Origin of the sequence: Eikenella sp. NML070372 (assembly GCF_001648415.1) — a bacterium.
Lineage (GTDB): Bacteria > Pseudomonadota > Gammaproteobacteria > Burkholderiales > Neisseriaceae > Eikenella > Eikenella exigua.
Genome location: NZ_LXSN01000004.1, coordinates 691,943 through 710,635 on the forward strand (window position 1 = coordinate 691,943; position 18,693 = coordinate 710,635).

Here is an 18,693-nt window from a genome sequence, read left to right on the forward strand (position 1 = left end):
AGGCATTCCAGCTGGCCATATGGGGCAAATCAAGCCAGTAGCGCAACGAAAGACTATTCTGCTGCTATTACATTTTCAGGTAGCCTGTAGCCTTTAAGTTTGCCGATGGATAATGCGGCGGATCAATAGGCGGTTGGGGGCGAGGGCGGCAGCCACTTCTGGTTCGGTTGGCAGCGGCTGCCCCAATATCTGAGCGGCTACCAGTTCGCCGCACAGCGGGGCGGTGGCGAGGCCGCGGCTGCCGTGCCCGCTGTTCACAAACAGGCCGGGCAGGTGGGGGCAGGGCAGTTCGGGCAGGCGGTAGTTTTTATCATGGGCGAGTTTGGCGTATTGCACGCGCATCGCCGCCCAGTCGCCCAACGCGCCCACGGCGGGTAGATGGTCGTAGCAGTCGGCGCGCACGGCGGCATGACCGGAATGGTAGGCGGGCAGGGCGGCGGCGAGTTCGGGCGAGAGTTGCGCCAGTTTGGCGTGGTTGCCATCGTCTTCTGCGGTACGCAATTCGCTGCTTTGTTCGTTGGGTACGAAGCTGGCGCCGAAACAGTGCTGATTACGGTATTCCGGCGAAATATAGGCTTCGGCGCTCAGGGCGCAGCGCAGTCGGCGGCTGAGGGGCGAGGCATCGGCCAGGCTGGTTTGGCCGCGGATGAATTGTAGTGGCAGGGCTTCGGGCAGGATATCGGCCAATTGCTCGGCACCGCAGCAGAACACGATATGGCTACCTGAAAAAGTCTGCATGCCTTGCAGCGTTTGCACGGCAAGCCGCCATTCGCTGCCGTGGCGTTGCAGATTGGTGAGGCGGTGTTGCGTGAGTACCCGGATGTGGGGGGATTCGAGCAGGGCGGCGGCGAAGGAAGGCGGGTTAAGCCACGCGCCCTGCGGCCAAAACAGGCCGTCCTGCCCGCCCAGCGGGATGCCGGAGCGTGCTTCGGCTTCGGCGGGGCTGACGGCGTAATAAAGATGGCGGTTGGCGCGTTGCTCGGCCAGCTCGCGGTTGCGCCGGGCTTCGCTCTGGTTGTGGTTGAGGTGCAGTACGCCGCAGGCTTGCCAATCCGGGCTATTGGGCAGAAGGTGTTCGAGCAGGCGGCGGCTGTAGCCGTAACTGCCGAGCAGGAGGCGGGTTTGCAGGGTGGGGTGGGCAGAAATTTTGGCGTAGAGCAGGCCTTGCTGGTTGCCGGAGGCGGCGCGGGCGGGCTGATTGTTTTGTTCGAGGATCAGGCTGCTGATGCCGCGTCGGGCGAGGGCGTGGGCAGTGGCCGCGCCGGCAATACCGCCGCCGATAATCAGCACGCGTTCCACAGGGATGGGTGTTGGCGCGATTTGCCAAGCTTTGCTTGAGCTAGCCTGTTGCGGCACGGGCGGACTGTTTTGCCAAACCAGTTCTCCGAAGCCGTATTGTGCCAACTCGGCAGCCGCGGCAGCAGGCAGCAGATAGATATCGCGTTGCAGCGGGTTGGCATCGGCGGGGATAAAGTTGGCGGCGGAGGCGGCACAACTTTTCAGGTGGCTTTTATCCTTCGCGTTGAGGCTAGCTGAAAAATCGTTGCTGAGAAAAATACAGGCAGCGCGGGGATGCTGGGATATGGCGGCGGCAAGCTCTTGTTCGTCGGGGATGCCTTGCCAGATGAGGGCGGGGGTAGTCATGGTATTTGCCGGCTAGTGCGGGCGGGAATGGGTGATAGGGCTGCAGTATAGACAGAAGCGGCCAGCAACGGCAACTTTGGCTTGGTGTGTTTCATCGGCATGAAGCAAAAGGCCACCTGTAAAGCGTAGCTTCAACGAAGTTAAAACCGCTGTCTGTTTTTCAGGTGGCCTTTTAAAACTAAACTCTACTTAATGCTTGAAATGCTGTTACCCGTCCCCAATTTACCAAGCAGCGAGGCTTTACCATCCTATTCGACTGAAAACAATAACCGAGAAGATAATGACCCAATCCCAGCATAATCCCGCTGAAAACCGCGCCCTGCCGATGTTGCCTCTGCGTGACGTGGTGGTGTATCCGCATATGGTGCTGCCGCTGTTTGTCGGCCGCCCTAAATCTATTGCTGCGCTGGATGCCGCCATCGAGCAAGATGGGCCGGTATTCCTTCTGGCGCAGAAAAACCCGGTCAACGAAGACCCCGGTACAGACGATTTGCACGTGATCGGCACGCTGGCCAATATCCTGCAAGTGCTGAAATTGCCCGATGGCACGGTGAAAGTGCTGGTAGAAGGCATGCAGCGCGCCCGTGCTTTGGCGGTAAACGATGGTGGCGACTATTTCCAAGCCGAAGTTGAAGTGTTGGCTGCCGAAGAAAATACCGCTGGCCATGACTATGAAGCCCTGCGCCGCACGCTCTTGGCACAGTTCGACCAGTTCATCAAGCTCAATAAGAAAATCCCCGGCGAAGTGGCCGGCACCATCCACGGCATCACCGACCACGGCCGACTGGTGGACACCATCGCCGCCCATTTGCAGCTCAAGCTGGAGCAGCGGCAGGAGATTTTGGAAATCACCGATGTAGCCGAACGCATGGAACACCTGCTCGGCCAGCTGGAAGCCGAGCTGGATATTTTGCAAGTGGAAAAACGCATCCGCGGCCGGGTAAAACGGCAGATGGAAAAATCGCAGCGTGACTATTATCTGAATGAACAGGTAAAAGCAATCCAGAAAGAGTTGGGCGAGGGCGACGAGCGTGAAGAGCTCGACCAGCTTGAACAGCAGGTGCGCGAAGCCGGCATGAGCAAGGAAGCGGAAGAAAAAGCGCTGGGCGAAATGAAAAAGCTGCGCATGATGCCGCCGATGTCGGCCGAGTCTTCCGTGGTGCGCAACTATATCGAAACGCTGGTAGACATCCCGTGGAAGAAGAAAAGCAAGGTCAGCAAAGATATTGTGCGGGCCGACTTGGTGCTTAATGCCGACCACTATGGCTTGGAAAAGGTGAAAGAGCGTATTTTGGAATATTTGGCTGTGCAAAAACGCATGAACAAGCTCAAAGGCCCGATTCTGTGCCTGGTGGGTCCGCCCGGCGTGGGCAAAACCTCGCTTGGCCAATCTATTGCGAAAGCCACCGGCCGTAAATATGTGCGCATGGCTTTGGGCGGCATCCATGATGAGAGCGAAATCCGCGGCCACCGCCGTACTTACATCGGCTCGATGCCGGGCAAAATCATACAAAATATGATTAAAGCTGGCGTGAACAATCCGCTGTTCCTGCTGGACGAAATCGACAAACTCGGCCGCGATTTCCGTGGCGATCCGGGCAGTGCGCTCTTGGAAGTGCTTGATCCGGAGCAAAACTATTCTTTTGCTGACCACTATGTGGAAGTGGACTTCGACCTGAGTAACGTGATGTTCTTAGCCACCTCCAACAGCATGGATATCCCGCCTGCGTTGCTCGACCGCATGGAAATTATCCGCCTCTCCGGCTATACCGAAGACGAAAAAGTCAATATTGCCATGCAATATCTCGTGCCCAAGCAGATTGAGCGCAACGGGGTGAAAAATGGCGAAATCGATATCCAGGAAAGCGCAGTACGCGACATCATACGCTACTACACCCGCGAAGCCGGCGTGCGCTCGCTTGATCGCGAAATTGCCAAAATCTGCCGCAAGGTGGTGATGAAGCAGGTATTGGAGCAAGACAAAAAAGCCAGCACTAAACGCACTGCCACGACGCAAACCGTGGTGGTGGATGCCGCCAACCTGCACGACTACCTCGGTGTGCGCCGTTTCGATTACGGCGTGGCCGAAAACGAAAACCGTGTCGGCCAAGTTACCGGCTTGGCGTGGACGGAAGTGGGCGGCGAGCTGCTTACCATCGAAGCTGCCGCACTCAAAGGCAAAGGCAACATCCTGCGCACCGGTAAGCTGGGTGATGTGATGCAGGAATCCATTTCTGCCGCCTGGAGCGTGGTGCGTTCGCGTGCCGAAGTGTTGGGTATTGCACCGGATTTCTACGAGAAAACCGATATCCATGTGCACGTTCCGGAAGGCGCCACGCCCAAGGACGGCCCCAGTGCCGGCATCGGCATGACGCTGGCCATCGTGTCTTCTCTCACTGGCATTCCCGTGCGTGCCGACTTGGCCATGACCGGTGAGATCACTCTGCGTGGCGAAGTATTGCCCATCGGCGGTTTGAAGGAAAAACTACTGGCTGCTCTGCGCGGCGGCATCAAGCATGTGCTGATTCCGCAGGAAAACGTGAAAGATTTGGAAGAAATTCCGCAAAACGTGAAAGAAGGGCTGGAAATCCATCCGGTGCGCTGGATTGACGAAGTGCTCTCCTTCGGCTTGGAATACCAGCCGCAACCTTGGCAGGACATGCTTGCGGCCAAACCGAAAACCCAGGCGAAATCTGGCGGTCGCGCCACCAAGCATTAGGGAGAAAGTGGCAGGCTTTGTTGTGTGAAAGGCGCAAACCTGCCACTTTAGCTGAAAATAGCCGCCTGCCAGCTGTTTATTTGCTTGACCGATGATTTTGAACTTGCTATAAAGCAGCCTGTTGCAGATAAACGCATTAGTGCCGACCACAATCGGCCAATTCTTCATTACTCCTCAACTAGAAAGGGACTTAACGTGAACAAGTCTGAATTGATTGAAGCGATTGCCAAGGAAGCTGATATTTCCAAGGCTGCTGCCGGCAAGGCACTGGATGGTTTTACCAAGGCTGTTACCACCGCTCTGAAAAAAGGCGACACCGTAACTCTGGTGGGCTTCGGTACTTTCTATGTGGGCGAGCGCGCCGAACGTAAAGGCCGCAACCCGCAAACTGGTAAAGAACTGATTATTCCAGCCGCCAAATCTCCGAAATTCCGTGCAGGTAAGGCGTTGAAAGACGCGCTGTAAACCGCACTTTCTTGCATAAATGGAAAAAGACAGGCTTTCTCGCCTGTCTTTTTTCTTGCCACTATTTTCAGGTAGCCTCTTATGTTTGGCAAGATAGCAGAGGTCTCGGGCTATAATAAACTGTCTGTAGTCAATAGCGGATTAAATTTGCTTGCGATACAAGACAGCTAGCCGCCGACAGCACCAGCAGCACGGTAAAGCGAGTCAAAGCCACCGAGAAAGTTAAGTTAATTCGCTATAGCCCGCCACCCGCAGAACCGTTACAATACCACATTTAATTTTCACCACGTTTCCTTTTTATTTTTATGTTTGCCATCGTCGAAAAACACCGCCGCCTGTCTCAAGTGCTCCTGGGGCTGATTACTGTTACCTTTGTGGGATTCGGTGCCCAAACCCTTACTTCGGGTATGCACAGCAGCTACATCAGCAAAATCGGCAACACCCACATCACTGCCGAGCAAGTGCAGGAACTGCTGAGGGAAGCGCCGCGCCATAGCGACCAACCCATCAGCAAAGACGACGTTTACCAATCGCTGGTGCAGCAAGCCTATTTTGATCAGGGTGCGGTAGAGCTGGGCGTTGGCGAGCTTTCTATTGAGCAAATCAAGGGCGTGATTACGCGCGATCCTTCATTCCAAATCAACGGCCAATTCAGCTCCGAGCAATTTCAAGCTTACCTGCGCCAAAGAGGTATTACTGAAGACCAGCTGATTGACGAAATGCGCAGCCAATACCGCCGCCAAACCCTTATCAGCCTGCTGAGCAACGGCAATATCGTTAGCGACAGCCAGGCAAACCAAATCCTTGCTCTTACCGGCAGCGAGCGCGAGCTGCGTACTGCGCCCTTCAATGCGACCGATTTTGCCAGCAAAGTACAGCCTACTGATGCCGCCTTGCACAGCTATTTTGAAGCCAATAAAGCCAAATATGCCTTGCCTTTGGCAGTGAAACTTGAGTTTGTTGATTTGAACGTGGAAGAGCTGGCCAAACAGCAAACTGTGAGTGCGCAGGAATTGCAAGAAGCCTACCGCAATCTGCCCACCGTCGCCAGCGAAGCCAAACCGCCGTTTGAGAGCGTGAAAGCTCAGTTAGAAGAGAGCGTGCGTCAACGCAAAGCCGCACAAGCCTTGGGCAATGCACGCGAGCAGTTGGCACAATTGGCTTTCGACAACCCCGACAGCCTACAAAAAGTAGCGCAGGAAATGAAGCTGCCGTTGCAAAAACACGAAGAGTGGCTCAGCCAGCCCGAAGCTGCCGCCGCCAAACTGCCGCAGGCCGTGCAGGAAGCCATGTTCAGCGCCGAGGTGATCGATCGCCGCCATAACTCCGAAGTATTGGACATGGGCAACGGCGTATTGCGCGTGTTGCGTGCCACCGATGTGAGCAAAGCCCGCAATCAAAGCTTTGAAGAAGCCAAGGAAGCGGTGCGTAAGGATTATGTGGCCGTGGAGAGCGCCAAGTTGACACAAGCTGCCGCAGCCCAAGCCTTGGACAACCTACAAGCCGGCAAAGCGGTGGATAACCTGCAATGGAGCAATCCGGAAAAAGCCGGTGCCACCCAGCTGCAACAAGCCATCGGCCTGCAAAACTTTGCCGCCATCGTGAAAGCCCATCCGCAAAACGGCAAACCCGGCTACGCAGTGATTACCCTGCCCAACGGCAATGCCGCTTTGGTGGAGGTGCGCGCCATCAGCCTGCCAGAAAACAGCAAACAGCAGTTGCCGGAGCTGCGCCAACAAATTGCCGGACGCAATACCGAAGCGTTCTACCGCCAATACTTGCAAGTGCTGCAACGCAAATACCCGATACAGCATGGCTCGCAGAAATTGGATCGGGATGAAAACTGATTGATTTTGCCACTTGAAAAGGCTACCTGAAAGTTTCAGGTAGCCTTTTGCTATTTCTACTTAGCTTCGGCTGAGTGATAGCAGGGAAGGGCGGCTTGAGAGTTTCAATGATGTTAGGAAATATTGGTTTGTTAGGCTGCATTCGTTCCAGCTTCTTGCGTCAATAGAGTAGAAGCAAACTGATACCTTGCATAGACACGATAAAGGCTACCTGAAACTTTCAGGTAGCCTTTCTATTACTGCAATTATGTTTGGAGCAAGCCGACTATCCAGCCTAACCCGCGGCCAGATTGCGCAGTTCGCGCACCGCATCGGCAATTTCACCCGCAGTCAGACCGATGGGGCCGATGCCTCGGGTAGCCAGCAGCTCTGCCGCCGTGCCATGCATCCACACTGCCGCGCAGGCCGCATCTTGCATGGGCAGATGTTGCGCCAGCAGGGCGGCCATTAGGCCGCTCAATACGTCGCCACTGCCAGCGGTGGCCAAGCCGGGATTGCCGCTGTCGTTTTCATACACAATCCGCCCGTTCGGCGTGCACACCACGGTATTCGCACCCTTGAGCACCACATAGCTGCCGTAGCGCTCGGCAATCTGGGTTGCCGCCAAATAGCGGTTACCCTGCACCTCTTCCACCGTAATACCCAGCAGGCGTGCCGCTTCCAGCGGATGAGGCGTGAGCACCACATTATTGGGCAAAAACATTGTTTCCACTGCCAGCAGGTTCAGCGCATCGGCATCCAGCAGCAGCGGTGCATCGGTATGGATGGCTGCCGCCGTGGTCTGCTCCAACAGCTGGCGCGAAGCATCGCTCATGCCCAGGCCGCAGCCAATAGCGTAAACGCTGATGTCGCGCCGCTGCACCAGCTGCGCGGCGGTGGTGATCATGATTTCCGGATAATTGGGCAGATACGGTATCGGCAGGCTGTTTTGCGCAAAACCGAGCCACACTTTGCCCGCCCCGCCTTTCAAGGCCGCACTGGCCGCCAACACACCGGAACCGGCCATGCCGGCCGCGCTGCCCAGCACGGCCACCGTGCCGAAAGTGCCTTTATGGCTGTCTTCCGCGCGCGGCTTGACTAAAAGGGGAAAACGGAAACGGGCAGTATGCTGCCACTGCGCCAACTGCTGGGATAAATCTGCCATATCAAACCTCGTGTTATTTAATTAGACAAATGCCAAGCAAACGGCATACCGAGAGTACGGCCATTACGCCGAATATTGAGCTAGGGCAAATACGGTGCAGGCCGCCATTGACCTGGTGCCAAATCCAGCTGCCACAAATCCAGCCGACCGATGCCCACGCGCACCAGCCGCAGGCAGGGGTAGCCCGCCTTGGCCGTCATGCGGCGCACTTGGCGGTTTTTGCCTTCGCTGATGCGGATTTCCAGCCAAAAATCCGGCACGCTCTTGCGCACCCGAATCGGCGGCACGCGCGGCCACAGGCGGTCGGTTTCCGATTTTTCAGGTAGCCTGATCTGCGCCGGGCGGGTAACGAAATCGCCCAAATCCACACTACGCCGCAACAAATCCAGTTTTGCTTCGTCCGGGCTGCCTTCGAGCTGCGCCCAATAGGTTTTCACCGTTTTGTGGCGAGGGTCGGCAATTTTGGCTTGCAGGCGGCCGTCGGCCGTGAGCAGCAGCAGGCCTTCGCTGTCGGTGTCCAGCCGCCCGGCGGGATAAACATCGGGCAGCCCGATAAACTCTTTCAGCGAGCGGTGTTTCTCGTGCGGGCTGAATTGGCAGATAACCCCATAGGGCTTGTTGAAAACGATTAAATCAGACATGGTGTGCAGGCCGGTTGGGGTTTCAGGTAGCCTTTTGGGCTGAAATGGCTAGATTATATAGCTGAAATCAAAGCTATTCTAGCCACCTACGCCCGTATTTCCAAGCAATGCAAGCCATCTGGCGGTATAATCATCCCTGGCTGAGTTGAGGCTACCTGAAAACGCAAGCTGCAACAAAGTTGGAACGTAGCGAAGTTTCTGCCAAGCCAAGGCCTAATCCCCATCTACATAGCGAGAACACCATGTCCCCAGCCCCCATCCGCACCGGCCGTGCCGCCGACCAACTGCGCTCCATCAGTATCATCCCTCACTTCCTGCCCCATGCCGACGGCTCCGCCCTGATTGCCTGCGGCAACACCAAAGTGATTTGCACCGCCAGCATCGACGAATCCGTTCCTCCCTTTCTGCGTGGCAAAAACCAAGGCTGGGTAACCGCCGAATACGGCATGCTCCCCGCCTCCACTGCCAGCCGCATGCGCCGCGAAGCCGCCCAAGGTAAGCAATCCGGCCGCACCCAGGAAATCCAACGCCTGATCGGCCGCTCCCTGCGTGCCGCTGTGGATTTAAGCCGGCTGGGCGAACGCCAAATCCTGATCGATTGCGACGTAATTCAAGCCGACGGCGGTACCCGCACCGCCAGCATCACCGGCGCATATGTCGCCTTGCATTTGGCTGTGGGCAAGCTCTTGGCCGCAGGCAAACTCGCGCACAACCCGATCCGCGAAGCCGTGGCCGCCGTATCGCTCGGCATCGTCGGCGGCGTGCCCCTGATTGATTTGGACTACCCCGAAGACTCCGGCTGCGACAGCGACATCAACCTCGTGATGACCGCCTCCGGCAACATCATCGAAATCCAAGGAACCGCCGAAGGCGCCGCCTTCAGCCCCGCCGCACTCACCCAACTGCTCGCGCTCGGCCAAAAAGGCATCGCCGAACTGCTGCAACACCAGCAAGCCGCCATTGCTGCTGCCGGCTAAGGCTACCTGAAAGCCGGTTTAACGCCGCAATCCATTGCAAATTCGTTGCGGCGGCATTTTCAGGTAGTCTCAAAGCATACAACAGGCTACCTGAAAACGAAGTTTCCGAAAGAAGCCGACTTTCTGCGAAGCCAAAACCTAGCTGCACCGAAGTTCAAAACCAACCGCAATCAAAACGAAGGAAACCCATGAAACTCTACACCAGCCCCACTTCCCCCTATGGCCGCCTTGTCCTGCTCGCCACCCTTCCGCGGCATGAGCTCGATTTCGCCATTGCCTACACCAACCCTTGGGAAAACCCCGCTGAGCTCCAAGCCCTCAACCCCTTCTCCCAAGTGCCCGTTTTGCAAACCGACAGCGGTACCGTCATCGGCAACAGCCCGTTTATCTTGGACTTCCTGCTCGGCCACCCCCTGCACACCGCCGAGCAAACCGCCACCGCCGCCTTTGCCTTCTCCCTGCTCGACCAGCTGGTGAAACTCTTCGGCCTGCAAAAATTCAAAGCCGAAAATACCCCCGACCACCCGCTCACCGAACGCGCCCGCGCCGCCTGCATCCGAGGCCTGGCCGCCGCCCCGCAGCTGGATGCCGAGAGCGGCGACGTTGCCCACCTCGCGCTGGGCATGGCCTGGGTGTTCATGCAATACCGCCTGCCTGATTTGCAGCCCCACCTCAGCCCCGCCAACCAAAGCGCATTGGCACACTTCACCGCCCGCGCCGACGTGCGCGCCGTGTCGCCGGAAAACTTGGAAACCCGCCCCGCCACTTTGGCGCAACTGCGGCAGAGTTTGGTTTAGCCCTATCCGTATCCCCGCCGATACGGCCAAAGGCTACCTGAAAAACAGCGCCACCGAATTTTCAGGTAGCCTGCCGTTATAATGCGTGCATAGCCAAAGCAATACCGAAAGATAAGTAAAGGATCACCAGCATGAGTACTCCGCAAACCGCTATCATCCCGGAAACCATCACCGCCGCTATTTATATCGAGGCCGACGTGCGTGATGCGGCCAAAGTCAAAACCGCCTGCCGCGAAGCCCTCGCCGCGCTGGCCGACTGCCAAACCCGTTTCCCCGGCCACGAGTTGGGTGTGACCATCGCCTTCGGTGCAGACTTCTGGCGCGGCCTGAACCACAGCGGCGAAGGCGAAGAAATCCGCCCCTTCGTGCCGCTGGGCAACGGCCTGTGCCCCGCCACCCAGTGCGATTTGATGATCCATATCCAATCCACCCACACCGGCCTGAACTATTTGCTGGCGGAAAAAGTGCTGGCCGCTTTCGGCGAATCGCTTGAAATAAAAAACGAAACCCACGGATTCCGTATGCCGGAAGAGCGCGGGTTGGACGGCTTTGTGGACGGCACAGAAAACCCGCACGGCGACGAAGAAATCGCTTCCGTCGGCATCATCGCCGAAGGGAAAAGTGCGGGCGGCAGCTATGTGGTACTGCAACAATACCTGCATGACCTGAAAAAATGGGACGGCATCAGTGTGAAAGAGCAGGAGCAGGCCGTCGGGCGCAGCAAGGCCGACAACATCGAATTTGCCCGCGAAGACCGTTTGCCCGATTCGCACCTGGGCCGCACCAACATCAAAGAAAACGGCGTCGGCCTGAAAATCGTGCGCCGCAGCCTGCCTTTCGGCCAAGTGAGCGGCGAGCACGGCCTGCAATTCATCGCCTACAGCGCCAGCCTGCACAATATCGACGAACAGCTGAAATTCATGTTCGGTGAAAAAGACGGCAAAATCGACCTGCTGCTGAAATATATGTCCACCGCCAAACGCAGTGCCTACTACTACGCGCCGAGCGTGGAGCGCTTGGTTGATCTGTGATGTTGCAGATTTGATTGGCCGACAATATAAAGGCTACCTAGAATTCAGGTAGCCTTTAATCTAATGAGAACATGGGTTGGCTTGCTATAAAAGGCTACCTGAAAACATTGCGGAACGGCGCCGCGTTTGTTTCAGGTAGCCTTACTTGTCTCGCTATCAAGCAATCTAATTAATCAAACTGTTTCCTGATCAGCCGGTTTACCGCCGGCTATTTTGCCGATGATGCCGCCGAGCACAATCCCGGCCAGGGCGAAGGGTAGCCACTCCAGCGAATAGGCTTTCAACGGCAGTTGTTCGGTAAAACCTGCACCGGCCACGGAGAGGATGGAAACCGCGGTAGCCAGGCCGGTGGCGAGGCGGTGGGCAAGCAGGGGCATCGGGCGGATGAAGTTGTCGATAATCAGCAGCAGCAGGATGGTCATGGCAATCGGGTAGAGCACCATCAATACGGGCACAGATTTGCCGATAACGGCGCTCAAGCCTTGGTTGGCCAGGATGAAGCTCACGAGGGTTACCGCGATGACATAGCTGCTGTAGCGGATGCGCGGGAACAGTCCATAGAAGAATTCGCCCACGGCGGTCACCAAGCCGACCGAGGTGGTGAGGCAGGCGAGGGTAACGATGATGCCGAACAGGATACGGCCGAAGCTGCCGAAGGTTTGATAGGCGGCGGTATTGAGCAGGAAGGAGCCGATGTCTTGCTGTTTGGCAGCCAAATCGGCCAGGGTGTCGGGCGACACGGGCAGGCGGTTGCTCACCCAGGCCAGGCCGACATAAATAATAGCCAGCGATATTGCGGCGATGATGCCGGCCACAAAGGTTTGCTTCATCACCACTTGGTTATCGCGCTGATCCGCCGGCATTTTGGCCTTGATGGCATTGATCACAATCACGGAAAAGGCTACGGAGGCGAGCACGTCCATGGTTTGATAGCCGCCGATAAAACCGGCTAAGAAGGCGGATTGGCCGCCGAAGTTGGTGGCAAGCATGGTGGTTGGGTTGCCATAGAGCCACCATACGGATTTGCCGATCAGGGCAAGGATGGCGACGAGCAAAGCGGGAGTGAGGATGGCGCCGATGCGCTCTACCATTTTGGAGGGGTTCAGGCTCAGCCACAGGGTGATGGCGTAGTAAACCACGGTGAAGGCGAGAAGCGAGCCGCTGCCAGCTTCGCCGATAAAGGGCAGCACGGCCATTTCATAGGAAGTGGCACCGGTGCGCGGGATGGCGAAGAAGGGGCCGATGGTGAGATAAATCGCCATCAGAAAAATGACGGCAAACCAAGGGTGGATGCGGGTGAGGGAGGTTTTGTAGCCATTGTGATAGAAAGCGCTTACCATGATACCCAACAGAGGCAGGCCGACGCCGGTAATCACGAAGCCGAGGAGGGTGCTCCAGAATTCGGGGCCGCTATTGAGGCCGAGAGTGGGCGGAAAAATCAGGTTGCCGGCGCCAAAAAAGATGGCAAACAGCATAAAGCCGATAATAAAGGTGTTTTTATTCATGATGTTCTCTGGTAGGCTACTATTGCTTGGATATGGCCGATAGCTGCGGTAAAAAAGTATTATGATACCGAATCGGCTGTTAAAGGGATAGGGCGGCTGGCTAAACGGATTTTGGCTTCGTTGAAGCTTATGCTTTCAGGTAGCCCTTTTGAAGCTACCTGGGAAAAGCGATCTGCCTGAAACCAAATCTACACGGCACAGAAGATGTAAAAGGCTTTATCCAGGCAGAAGGACACAGTATAATTCGATAATTCCGCCAACGAATTACCCCTTTCTTTCTTTGCGCTGATTTTATGCCGCTGCTGTCAATAGAATTTGCTGCCTTTTTCCTGTGCTTCTTCCCTGTTTACTGGCTGTTGGCCAAGCGGCCGCGCTGGCAGAATTGGCTATTGCTATTTGCTGGGTTGGGTTGGTTGTGGCATTTGCATTGGGGGTTTGCCGTGGCCGTGCTAGCGTTTTCACTGGGTACTACGTTGATTGCTGCCGGTCTGTCGCAGGGAAGGGGACAGACGGCGCGTCGCAGATGGTTCACGGTTGGCGTGCTGCTGGCGATGTTGAATTTGTCGTTTTTCAAATATGTGGATTTCTTCCTGCCGCTGTTGCAGCGAAGCGGGCACGATGCGGCACTGGGTATTCTGATGCCGCTGGGCATTTCCTATTACACCTTTCAAGGCGTGGCTTATCTGGTGTCGCTCTACCGCAATGAAGACGTGCGGCTCAAATGGCGCGAGCTTTTGCTGTATTTCAGCTTTTTCCCCACCATCACTTCCGGCCCGATTGCCCGTACCGGCCAATTAAAAAGCATCTATGGCACAGACGGCGGCATGACGGCGCAAATCCGCAGCGAACAACCGCGCACCATGATCCGCCCGGCGTTGGCTATTGGCCTGATTGTGCTGGGTATCTGCAAAAAATGGTGGCTGGCCGGGGCGCTAGGCGGCAACTGGGTGGATCCGGTGTTTGAAAACCCGCTGCAATACGACTCCATCACAGTGCTCACTGCGATGTATGGCTACACCGTTCAACTATTTATGGATTTTTCCGGCTACACCGATTTGGTGGTGGGCATGGCCATGTTGCTCGGCTTTCAGCTGCCGCAAAACTTCGCCATGCCACTACGCGCGTTTAATCTGCGCGATTTTTGGAACCGCTGGCACATCACGCTCTCCACCTGGATTCGCGACTACATCTATATCCCGCTGGGCGGCAGCCGCAAAGGCTGGCGGCGCACACAAATCAATTTGATGATTGCCATGCTGCTCTCCGGCATCTGGCACGGCCATGGTTGGAATTTCCTGCTGTGGGGCGCGTTGCACGGCGTTGGGCTGGTGGGGCTGAATATCGGTGATAAAATGCTGGGCGGGCGCGAGAAACTGTCCGGCTTGTCCCGTTTTGGTAAACTAGTAGCGGTACTGTTTACCGTAAACTTTGTCTGTCTCACCTTTGTAGTATTCCGCACTGAAAGTCTGGCCGATACCGGGCTGATGTTCCGATCGTTGTTGGGTGGAGGCGGCAGTGGCGTACCGGAATTGGAAACCTTATTAGTGCTGGGTGCGATGGTGTTCGCACTGGCCGCCTACGGCCTCTTATCCAAGCTGTTTGACAGCGCAATAGTGCTCTTGGAACGCCTGCCGATGTGGATATGGCCGCTACCGATGGGTGCCGCCATGTGGCTATTGATGGTGTTTGCCCCTTCCGGCATTCCGGGCTTTATGTATGCCAACTTTTAATAACCATAATAATAAGAAAGGATTGGGCAGTTATGAATCCCAGCAAAGCCAAACGCAGAGCCAATAAGAACAAACACCGCAACAAAGCCGCACGCCGCAAATCTAGTACGAAAAAACGCCCTGAGCAGCTGGAATTACCGGTATCTGTATCGGAGCAGGTAGCAACCAACCCCGATTCGCAAGCCAAACCCGCAGCCAAAGCGGCCAAAACCGAATCCGCATCGCTAACCCATTCTCAGGTAGCCTCAGGCAAAACAACCAGAGCAGGGCACAAAACGCCGCAGCGCAAACCGAAACCTGCACAATTTGCTACCGTGCGTCCGGCCAAAACCGCTCACTCCGTGGCCGACGCAATCGGCATCCCGAGTGCAACACCGGATAACCAAAGCAAGCCCACCTCCCCGGTGTGGCGGCTGTATGCGGCTATGCTGCTCACTGCACTGTTCACCGTGTGGTTTAGTCAAGATTCTATCAACGCCTATTGGCAGCAAACCTACCACCGTGCTAGCCCTTTGGAAAAATTAACCGACTATGGTTGGTGGCGTAACGGCAGCCGTTGGCAGCAGGCAGCCTTGCAGCGGCATGAAGCTGCCCTAAGCTGGCTGGAAGCCGAAAACAAAAGCTGGCGCGAGCAGCACGCCACCGCATACACCCCGCCGGGTGTAGTGTTACCCACTGCATCTGCTGTACCGCCCGAAACCAGAACCAAATCCGCTTCCGAGCCGGCTGCGGCACAAAACACCGCATCCAAACCACTGCACGAGTGCGTGCAGCTTTCAGCAGGCGACAAAGTATTCTTTGCCGGCGATTCCATGATGGAAGGTGTAGCGCCGCATGTACAGAGATGGTTGAGCAGCCAATACGGCATCGACTCACTCAACCTCAGCCGTCAAAGCACTGGCCTTTCGTACCCCAGCTTCTTCGACTGGCCGGGCACCATAGAAAAAATCTTGCGGGAAGATCAAAAAATCAAGTTGCTGGTGGTGTTCCTGGGGCCAAACGACCCTTGGGATTTCCCCAATCCTGAGCCGGGAACCCAAAGCTACCTGAAATTCCAAAGCCCTGAATGGGAACAGGTTTACCGGCAACGTATTGAACGCATTGTTGTTGCCGCCAAAGCAGCTAACGTTCAGATTATCTGGCTGGGCATTCCGCTGATGAAGAGTACCCGCTTCAATGCCCAAATGCGTTACTTAGACAGCCTATTTGCCAGTGAGCTGGCCGGAAAAACCATCTGGTTACCTACCGACAAAATCATGGGTGGCGAAGATGGGAAATACCGAGACAGCATCAGCATCAACGGACAAACCGTCCGTTTGCGCAGTAAAGACGGCATTCATTTCACCATAAAGGGGCAACAGCTTCTGGCCGACCAGATAGCAGGCCGCATCGACTATCAGCCCACCAATTCCGTTGCGCCCGCCACCCCACCGCCTCCGAAACTGTGATGGCGAATAGAAAATCATAATTTAAGGATAGCTAGAGTAATGTTGTTTTCCAAAAAAGGCCGCCAACTGGCCTTAATGACTGTCTGCCTGCTCGCCTGCCAGGCCTGCAGCGCCGAAATCGCCGCCCAAGGCTCTTCTGAAAAAGCCGAGCTCACCAACTACGGCAGCTGGCAGCCCGTGTGGCTCGACAAGCTGCAACGGCTCAACCGTGGGGACGACGTGAAATTCCGCATCATCCAGCTGGGCGACTCTCATACCGCCGGCGACTACTTCACCAACGAATTGCGCACCCGCCTGCAACAACAGTGGGGTGATGGCGGCATCGGCTGGGTATATCCCAACACTGTATCCGGCCAGCGTAACGCCCAAGTGCTGCATAGCAGCAGCGGCTGGCAGGTGTTGAGCAACCGCAACGCCCGTGCCGAATTCCCATTGGGCGGCATTCTTAGCCGCTCCTCTGGCGGCAGCGGTGGCGTAACCGTTAACCCCCGCAGCCCTATCAGCGAAGCCCAACAAATCACCATCACCGCCCGTCCCGTGTTTGCCGACAGCGAACTTAAAGTGTACGGCGCGCAAGGCAGCCAAGTCGCCTCCCTGCCCAATCTCGGCAGTAACGCTTGGCAGTATTTCTCCTTCACCTCCCAGCTGCCGCTCAGCTACCGTGCTCAAGCTGGCGATATTTGGGAAATCGGCCACATCAACATCGAAAACAACCGCCCCGGCGTAACCGTATCGGCCATGGGCATCAATGGCTCGCAGCTCTCCCAATGGAGCGGCTGGCGCGCCGATTGGCAGCAGGATTTGTCTGCCACCCAGGCTGATTTGGTCATCCTGGCCTACGGCACCAACGAGGCATTTAACAGCCGTCTCGACATGGCGCAAACCAAACGCATCTGGGCCAATACCATCCATAAAATCCGCGAAGCCCTGCCTGGTGCCGGCATCCTGATTATCGGCGCACCCGAGTCGCTTCAAGGACGGCACGGCCAATGCGGCCAACGCCCGCCTTATCTTGACGCCATACAGCAAATGCAGCGCGAAGTGGCACAGCAGGAGCAAATTTTGTATTGGTCGTGGCAGGCTGCTATGGGGGGCGCGTGCAGTATGAAAAGCTGGATGGCACAAGGCTTAGGCGCGCGCGACGGTGTGCATTTCACCGCTCAAGGTTACCAAACCGCTGCTGGCAAACTGGCCGACGACATCATCAAACTGGCCAATAAATGACCCGCCCAAACAGATTTCAGGTAGCCTTAGATACGAGGCTACCTGAAAATACAATAGACCCATTACCCATTCGCTCCGGAGCCCAACCATGCCGCAATGCCAAGACATCATCCGCTGGTGCAACGAATTTTTGCTCACTGCCGAATTCCTCGACTACGCCCCCAACGGCCTGCAGGTGGAAGGGCGGGAAGAAGTGCATAAAATCGTGTGTGCCGTTACCGCCAGCCAGGCCGCCATCGATTATGCCGTGGCGCAGGATGCCGATATGCTTTTGGTGCACCACGGCCTGTTTTGGAAAAGCGAGCCGATCACCATCACCGGCTGGAAACACCGCCGCATCGCCACGCTTATCCGGCACAACATCAATATGGCTGGCTATCACCTGCCGCTCGATGCCCACCCTGAACTGGGTAATAACGCTCAGCTGGCATTACGCATGGGGTGGCACATAGAAGGCCAAACCGGTGAGCAAAACCTACTTATGTTCGGCACACCAGAGGCAGAGGCAGACGGCCATACGCTGCTGGCTAATCTGGCTGAGCGTTTGGGGCGACAGCCGATATTTGCCGGTGATTTGTCGCGGCCGGTGCGCAAGCTGGCTTGGTGTACCGGTGGGGCGCAGGGCTTTTTCCAACAGGCAATCGATATGGGCGTAGATGCCTTCGTTACCGGTGAGATTTCCGAAGCGCAATATCATTTGGCGCAGGAAAATGGCGTGCTGTTTGTGAGTGCCGGCCACCATGCAACCGAACGTTACGGCATCCAAGCGCTGTCGGCACGGTTACAGCAAGAATGGCCGCTGGAATGCCTGTTTTTTGATGAAGACAATCCAGCCTAAGTTTAAGTTGTCGTGTAATCTTTACATCTTGCTTTTCAGGTAGCCTTGGATGCATTTTTATCATTTGAACAAGTTGTTACATTGTTGCACTTATGCCCATGTCCCCTGCTGCGGTAAGACAAATCTTTACTTTATTTTAAATATTTCTTTAAGTGTTGATTTAGGTTAAGTTAAATCACGCCGCTGCGCTATTGGCAGGATGAGGCCTTTGCAAAGTTGCCTCTTTGCGACGCCACAACGGCTGTTGTGCAAAAGCCTTGGTATTTCGGTATTTTTAAAGTATTAGGATGATTGAGTAATGACTAACCAAGAAATCAATCAAGAACAACGGCGCTTTTTGGTACTGGCCACTGCCGGAGCCGCCGGTGTGGTGCGCTGGTGGTAGCCAGCCTTTCGTTGTCAGTTTTTCCCTTCGGAAAAGGCCAAAGTAACCGTTGCGCCGATCGACATCGACATGAGAAAAATTGAAACCGGCCAGTTGGTTACCGCCGAGTGACGCGGCAAGTGGATTTTGGTGCACGCTGGAAAGGGGGGCTTCTTTTGCCTGTGCTATGGTTCCAAATTCAACTTGGTCAGCCGTGCGTTCAAAGGAATGCCAGCGCCGTCCAATCTGGTGATCCCTCCTTATAAATATCTATACTGAAACCACCATCCGCGTGGGTGAAGACAGCTTATACCGAGGA

At 55.9% G+C, this 18,693-nt stretch carries 14 protein-coding genes and 1 pseudogene; 11 read left to right on the top strand and 4 right to left on the bottom strand.

All coding sequences use genetic code 11. The features are described from left to right. Positions 1-93: 93 nt before the first annotated feature. Positions 94-1,644, bottom strand: coding sequence for an FAD-dependent 5-carboxymethylaminomethyl-2-thiouridine(34) oxidoreductase MnmC (gene mnmC, locus A7P97_RS05160; protein ID WP_067530662.1), 1,551 nt, complete (start codon positions 1,642-1,644; stop codon positions 94-96). 280 nt (positions 1,645-1,924) lie between these two features. Between mnmC and lon the strand changes: the two genes are divergently transcribed. From lon to A7P97_RS05175, 3 genes are all read left to right on the top strand, one after another. Next, on the top strand, positions 1,925-4,363 hold the full coding sequence (gene lon, locus A7P97_RS05165) for an endopeptidase La (protein WP_067530663.1): 2,439 nt from the start codon (positions 1,925-1,927) through the stop codon (positions 4,361-4,363). 159 nt (positions 4,364-4,522) lie between these two features. Continuing rightward, complete coding sequence (locus A7P97_RS05170) at positions 4,523-4,828, top strand: HU family DNA-binding protein (protein WP_161802039.1); 306 nt, start codon at positions 4,523-4,525, stop codon at positions 4,826-4,828. A 305-nt stretch (positions 4,829-5,133) separates the two neighbouring features. After that, the gene (locus A7P97_RS05175) at positions 5,134-6,675 is read left to right on the top strand and encodes a SurA N-terminal domain-containing protein (protein WP_067530664.1); all 1,542 of its coding nucleotides are present in this window, start codon (positions 5,134-5,136) and stop codon (positions 6,673-6,675) included. Between the two features lie 274 nt (positions 6,676-6,949). On the opposite strand, the gene A7P97_RS05180 is transcribed toward A7P97_RS05175, so the two are convergent. Then, positions 6,950-7,819 carry an NAD(P)H-hydrate dehydratase gene (locus A7P97_RS05180; RefSeq protein ID WP_067530665.1) on the bottom strand — a complete coding sequence of 290 codons (870 nt, stop codon included), beginning with the start codon at positions 7,817-7,819 and terminating at the stop codon, positions 6,950-6,952. 80 nt (positions 7,820-7,899) lie between these two features. Beyond that, the gene (locus A7P97_RS05185) at positions 7,900-8,460 is read right to left on the bottom strand and encodes a pseudouridine synthase (protein WP_067530666.1); all 561 of its coding nucleotides are present in this window, start codon (positions 8,458-8,460) and stop codon (positions 7,900-7,902) included. 242 nt (positions 8,461-8,702) lie between these two features. On the opposite strand from A7P97_RS05185, the gene rph reads away from it, so the two are divergent. From rph to A7P97_RS05200, 3 genes are all read left to right on the top strand, one after another. Next, complete coding sequence (gene rph, locus A7P97_RS05190) at positions 8,703-9,437, top strand: ribonuclease PH (protein WP_067530667.1); 735 nt, start codon at positions 8,703-8,705, stop codon at positions 9,435-9,437. 188 nt (positions 9,438-9,625) lie between these two features. After that, a complete protein-coding gene (locus A7P97_RS05195) occupies positions 9,626-10,234 on the top strand; it encodes a glutathione S-transferase family protein (RefSeq protein ID WP_067530668.1) in 609 nt (202 codons plus the stop codon). A 131-nt stretch (positions 10,235-10,365) separates the two neighbouring features. Next, positions 10,366-11,265 (top strand): Dyp-type peroxidase, encoded by a 900-nt coding sequence (locus tag A7P97_RS05200; protein ID WP_067530669.1) that lies wholly within the window; start codon positions 10,366-10,368, stop codon positions 11,263-11,265. A gap of 173 nt (positions 11,266-11,438) precedes the next feature. On the opposite strand, the gene brnQ is transcribed toward A7P97_RS05200, so the two are convergent. Next, the gene (brnQ, locus tag A7P97_RS05205; RefSeq protein WP_067530670.1) at positions 11,439-12,770 is read right to left on the bottom strand and encodes a branched-chain amino acid transport system II carrier protein; all 1,332 of its coding nucleotides are present in this window, start codon (positions 12,768-12,770) and stop codon (positions 11,439-11,441) included. Positions 12,771-13,063: 293 nt separating this feature from the next. Between brnQ and A7P97_RS05210 the strand changes: the two genes are divergently transcribed. From A7P97_RS05210 to A7P97_RS10405, 5 genes and pseudogenes are all read left to right on the top strand, one after another. Then, entirely contained in the window at positions 13,064-14,500 is a 1,437-nt protein-coding gene (locus A7P97_RS05210; protein WP_067530671.1) for an MBOAT family protein, read from the top strand. Between the two features lie 425 nt (positions 14,501-14,925). Further along, positions 14,926-15,948, top strand: coding sequence for a DUF459 domain-containing protein (locus A7P97_RS05215; RefSeq protein ID WP_067530991.1), 1,023 nt, complete (start codon positions 14,926-14,928; stop codon positions 15,946-15,948). 39 nt (positions 15,949-15,987) lie between these two features. Continuing rightward, complete coding sequence (locus A7P97_RS05220; RefSeq protein ID WP_082887609.1) at positions 15,988-17,172, top strand: SGNH/GDSL hydrolase family protein; 1,185 nt, start codon at positions 15,988-15,990, stop codon at positions 17,170-17,172. 88 nt (positions 17,173-17,260) lie between these two features. Continuing rightward, positions 17,261-18,010 carry a Nif3-like dinuclear metal center hexameric protein gene (locus A7P97_RS05225; RefSeq protein ID WP_067530672.1) on the top strand — a complete coding sequence of 250 codons (750 nt, stop codon included), beginning with the start codon at positions 17,261-17,263 and terminating at the stop codon, positions 18,008-18,010. 298 nt (positions 18,011-18,308) lie between these two features. After that, positions 18,309-18,678: pseudogene (locus A7P97_RS10405) on the top strand (ubiquinol-cytochrome c reductase iron-sulfur subunit N-terminal domain-containing protein); the annotation flags it as partial. Between the last annotated feature and the right edge of the window lie 15 nt (positions 18,679-18,693).

What these genes read in the sequence shown, in the direction of transcription:
- mnmC (WP_067530662.1), bottom strand. Translation starts at nt 1,644, where the DNA reads ATGACTACCCCCGCCCTCATCTGGCAAGGCATCCCCGACGAACAAGAG.
- lon (WP_067530663.1), top strand. Translation starts at nt 1,925, where the DNA reads ATGACCCAATCCCAGCATAATCCCGCTGAAAACCGCGCCCTGCCGATG.
- A7P97_RS05175 (WP_067530664.1), top strand. Translation starts at nt 5,134, where the DNA reads ATGTTTGCCATCGTCGAAAAACACCGCCGCCTGTCTCAAGTGCTCCTG.
- A7P97_RS05180 (WP_067530665.1), bottom strand. Translation starts at nt 7,819, where the DNA reads ATGGCAGATTTATCCCAGCAGTTGGCGCAGTGGCAGCATACTGCCCGT.
- A7P97_RS05185 (WP_067530666.1), bottom strand. Translation starts at nt 8,460, where the DNA reads ATGTCTGATTTAATCGTTTTCAACAAGCCCTATGGGGTTATCTGCCAA.
- rph (WP_067530667.1), top strand. Translation starts at nt 8,703, where the DNA reads ATGTCCCCAGCCCCCATCCGCACCGGCCGTGCCGCCGACCAACTGCGC.
- A7P97_RS05195 (WP_067530668.1), top strand. Translation starts at nt 9,626, where the DNA reads ATGAAACTCTACACCAGCCCCACTTCCCCCTATGGCCGCCTTGTCCTG.
- A7P97_RS05200 (WP_067530669.1), top strand. Translation starts at nt 10,366, where the DNA reads ATGAGTACTCCGCAAACCGCTATCATCCCGGAAACCATCACCGCCGCT.
- brnQ (WP_067530670.1), bottom strand. Translation starts at nt 12,770, where the DNA reads ATGAATAAAAACACCTTTATTATCGGCTTTATGCTGTTTGCCATCTTT.
- A7P97_RS05210 (WP_067530671.1), top strand. Translation starts at nt 13,064, where the DNA reads ATGCCGCTGCTGTCAATAGAATTTGCTGCCTTTTTCCTGTGCTTCTTC.
- A7P97_RS05215 (WP_067530991.1), top strand. Translation starts at nt 14,926, where the DNA reads ATGCTGCTCACTGCACTGTTCACCGTGTGGTTTAGTCAAGATTCTATC.
- A7P97_RS05220 (WP_082887609.1), top strand. Translation starts at nt 15,988, where the DNA reads ATGTTGTTTTCCAAAAAAGGCCGCCAACTGGCCTTAATGACTGTCTGC.
- A7P97_RS05225 (WP_067530672.1), top strand. Translation starts at nt 17,261, where the DNA reads ATGCCGCAATGCCAAGACATCATCCGCTGGTGCAACGAATTTTTGCTC.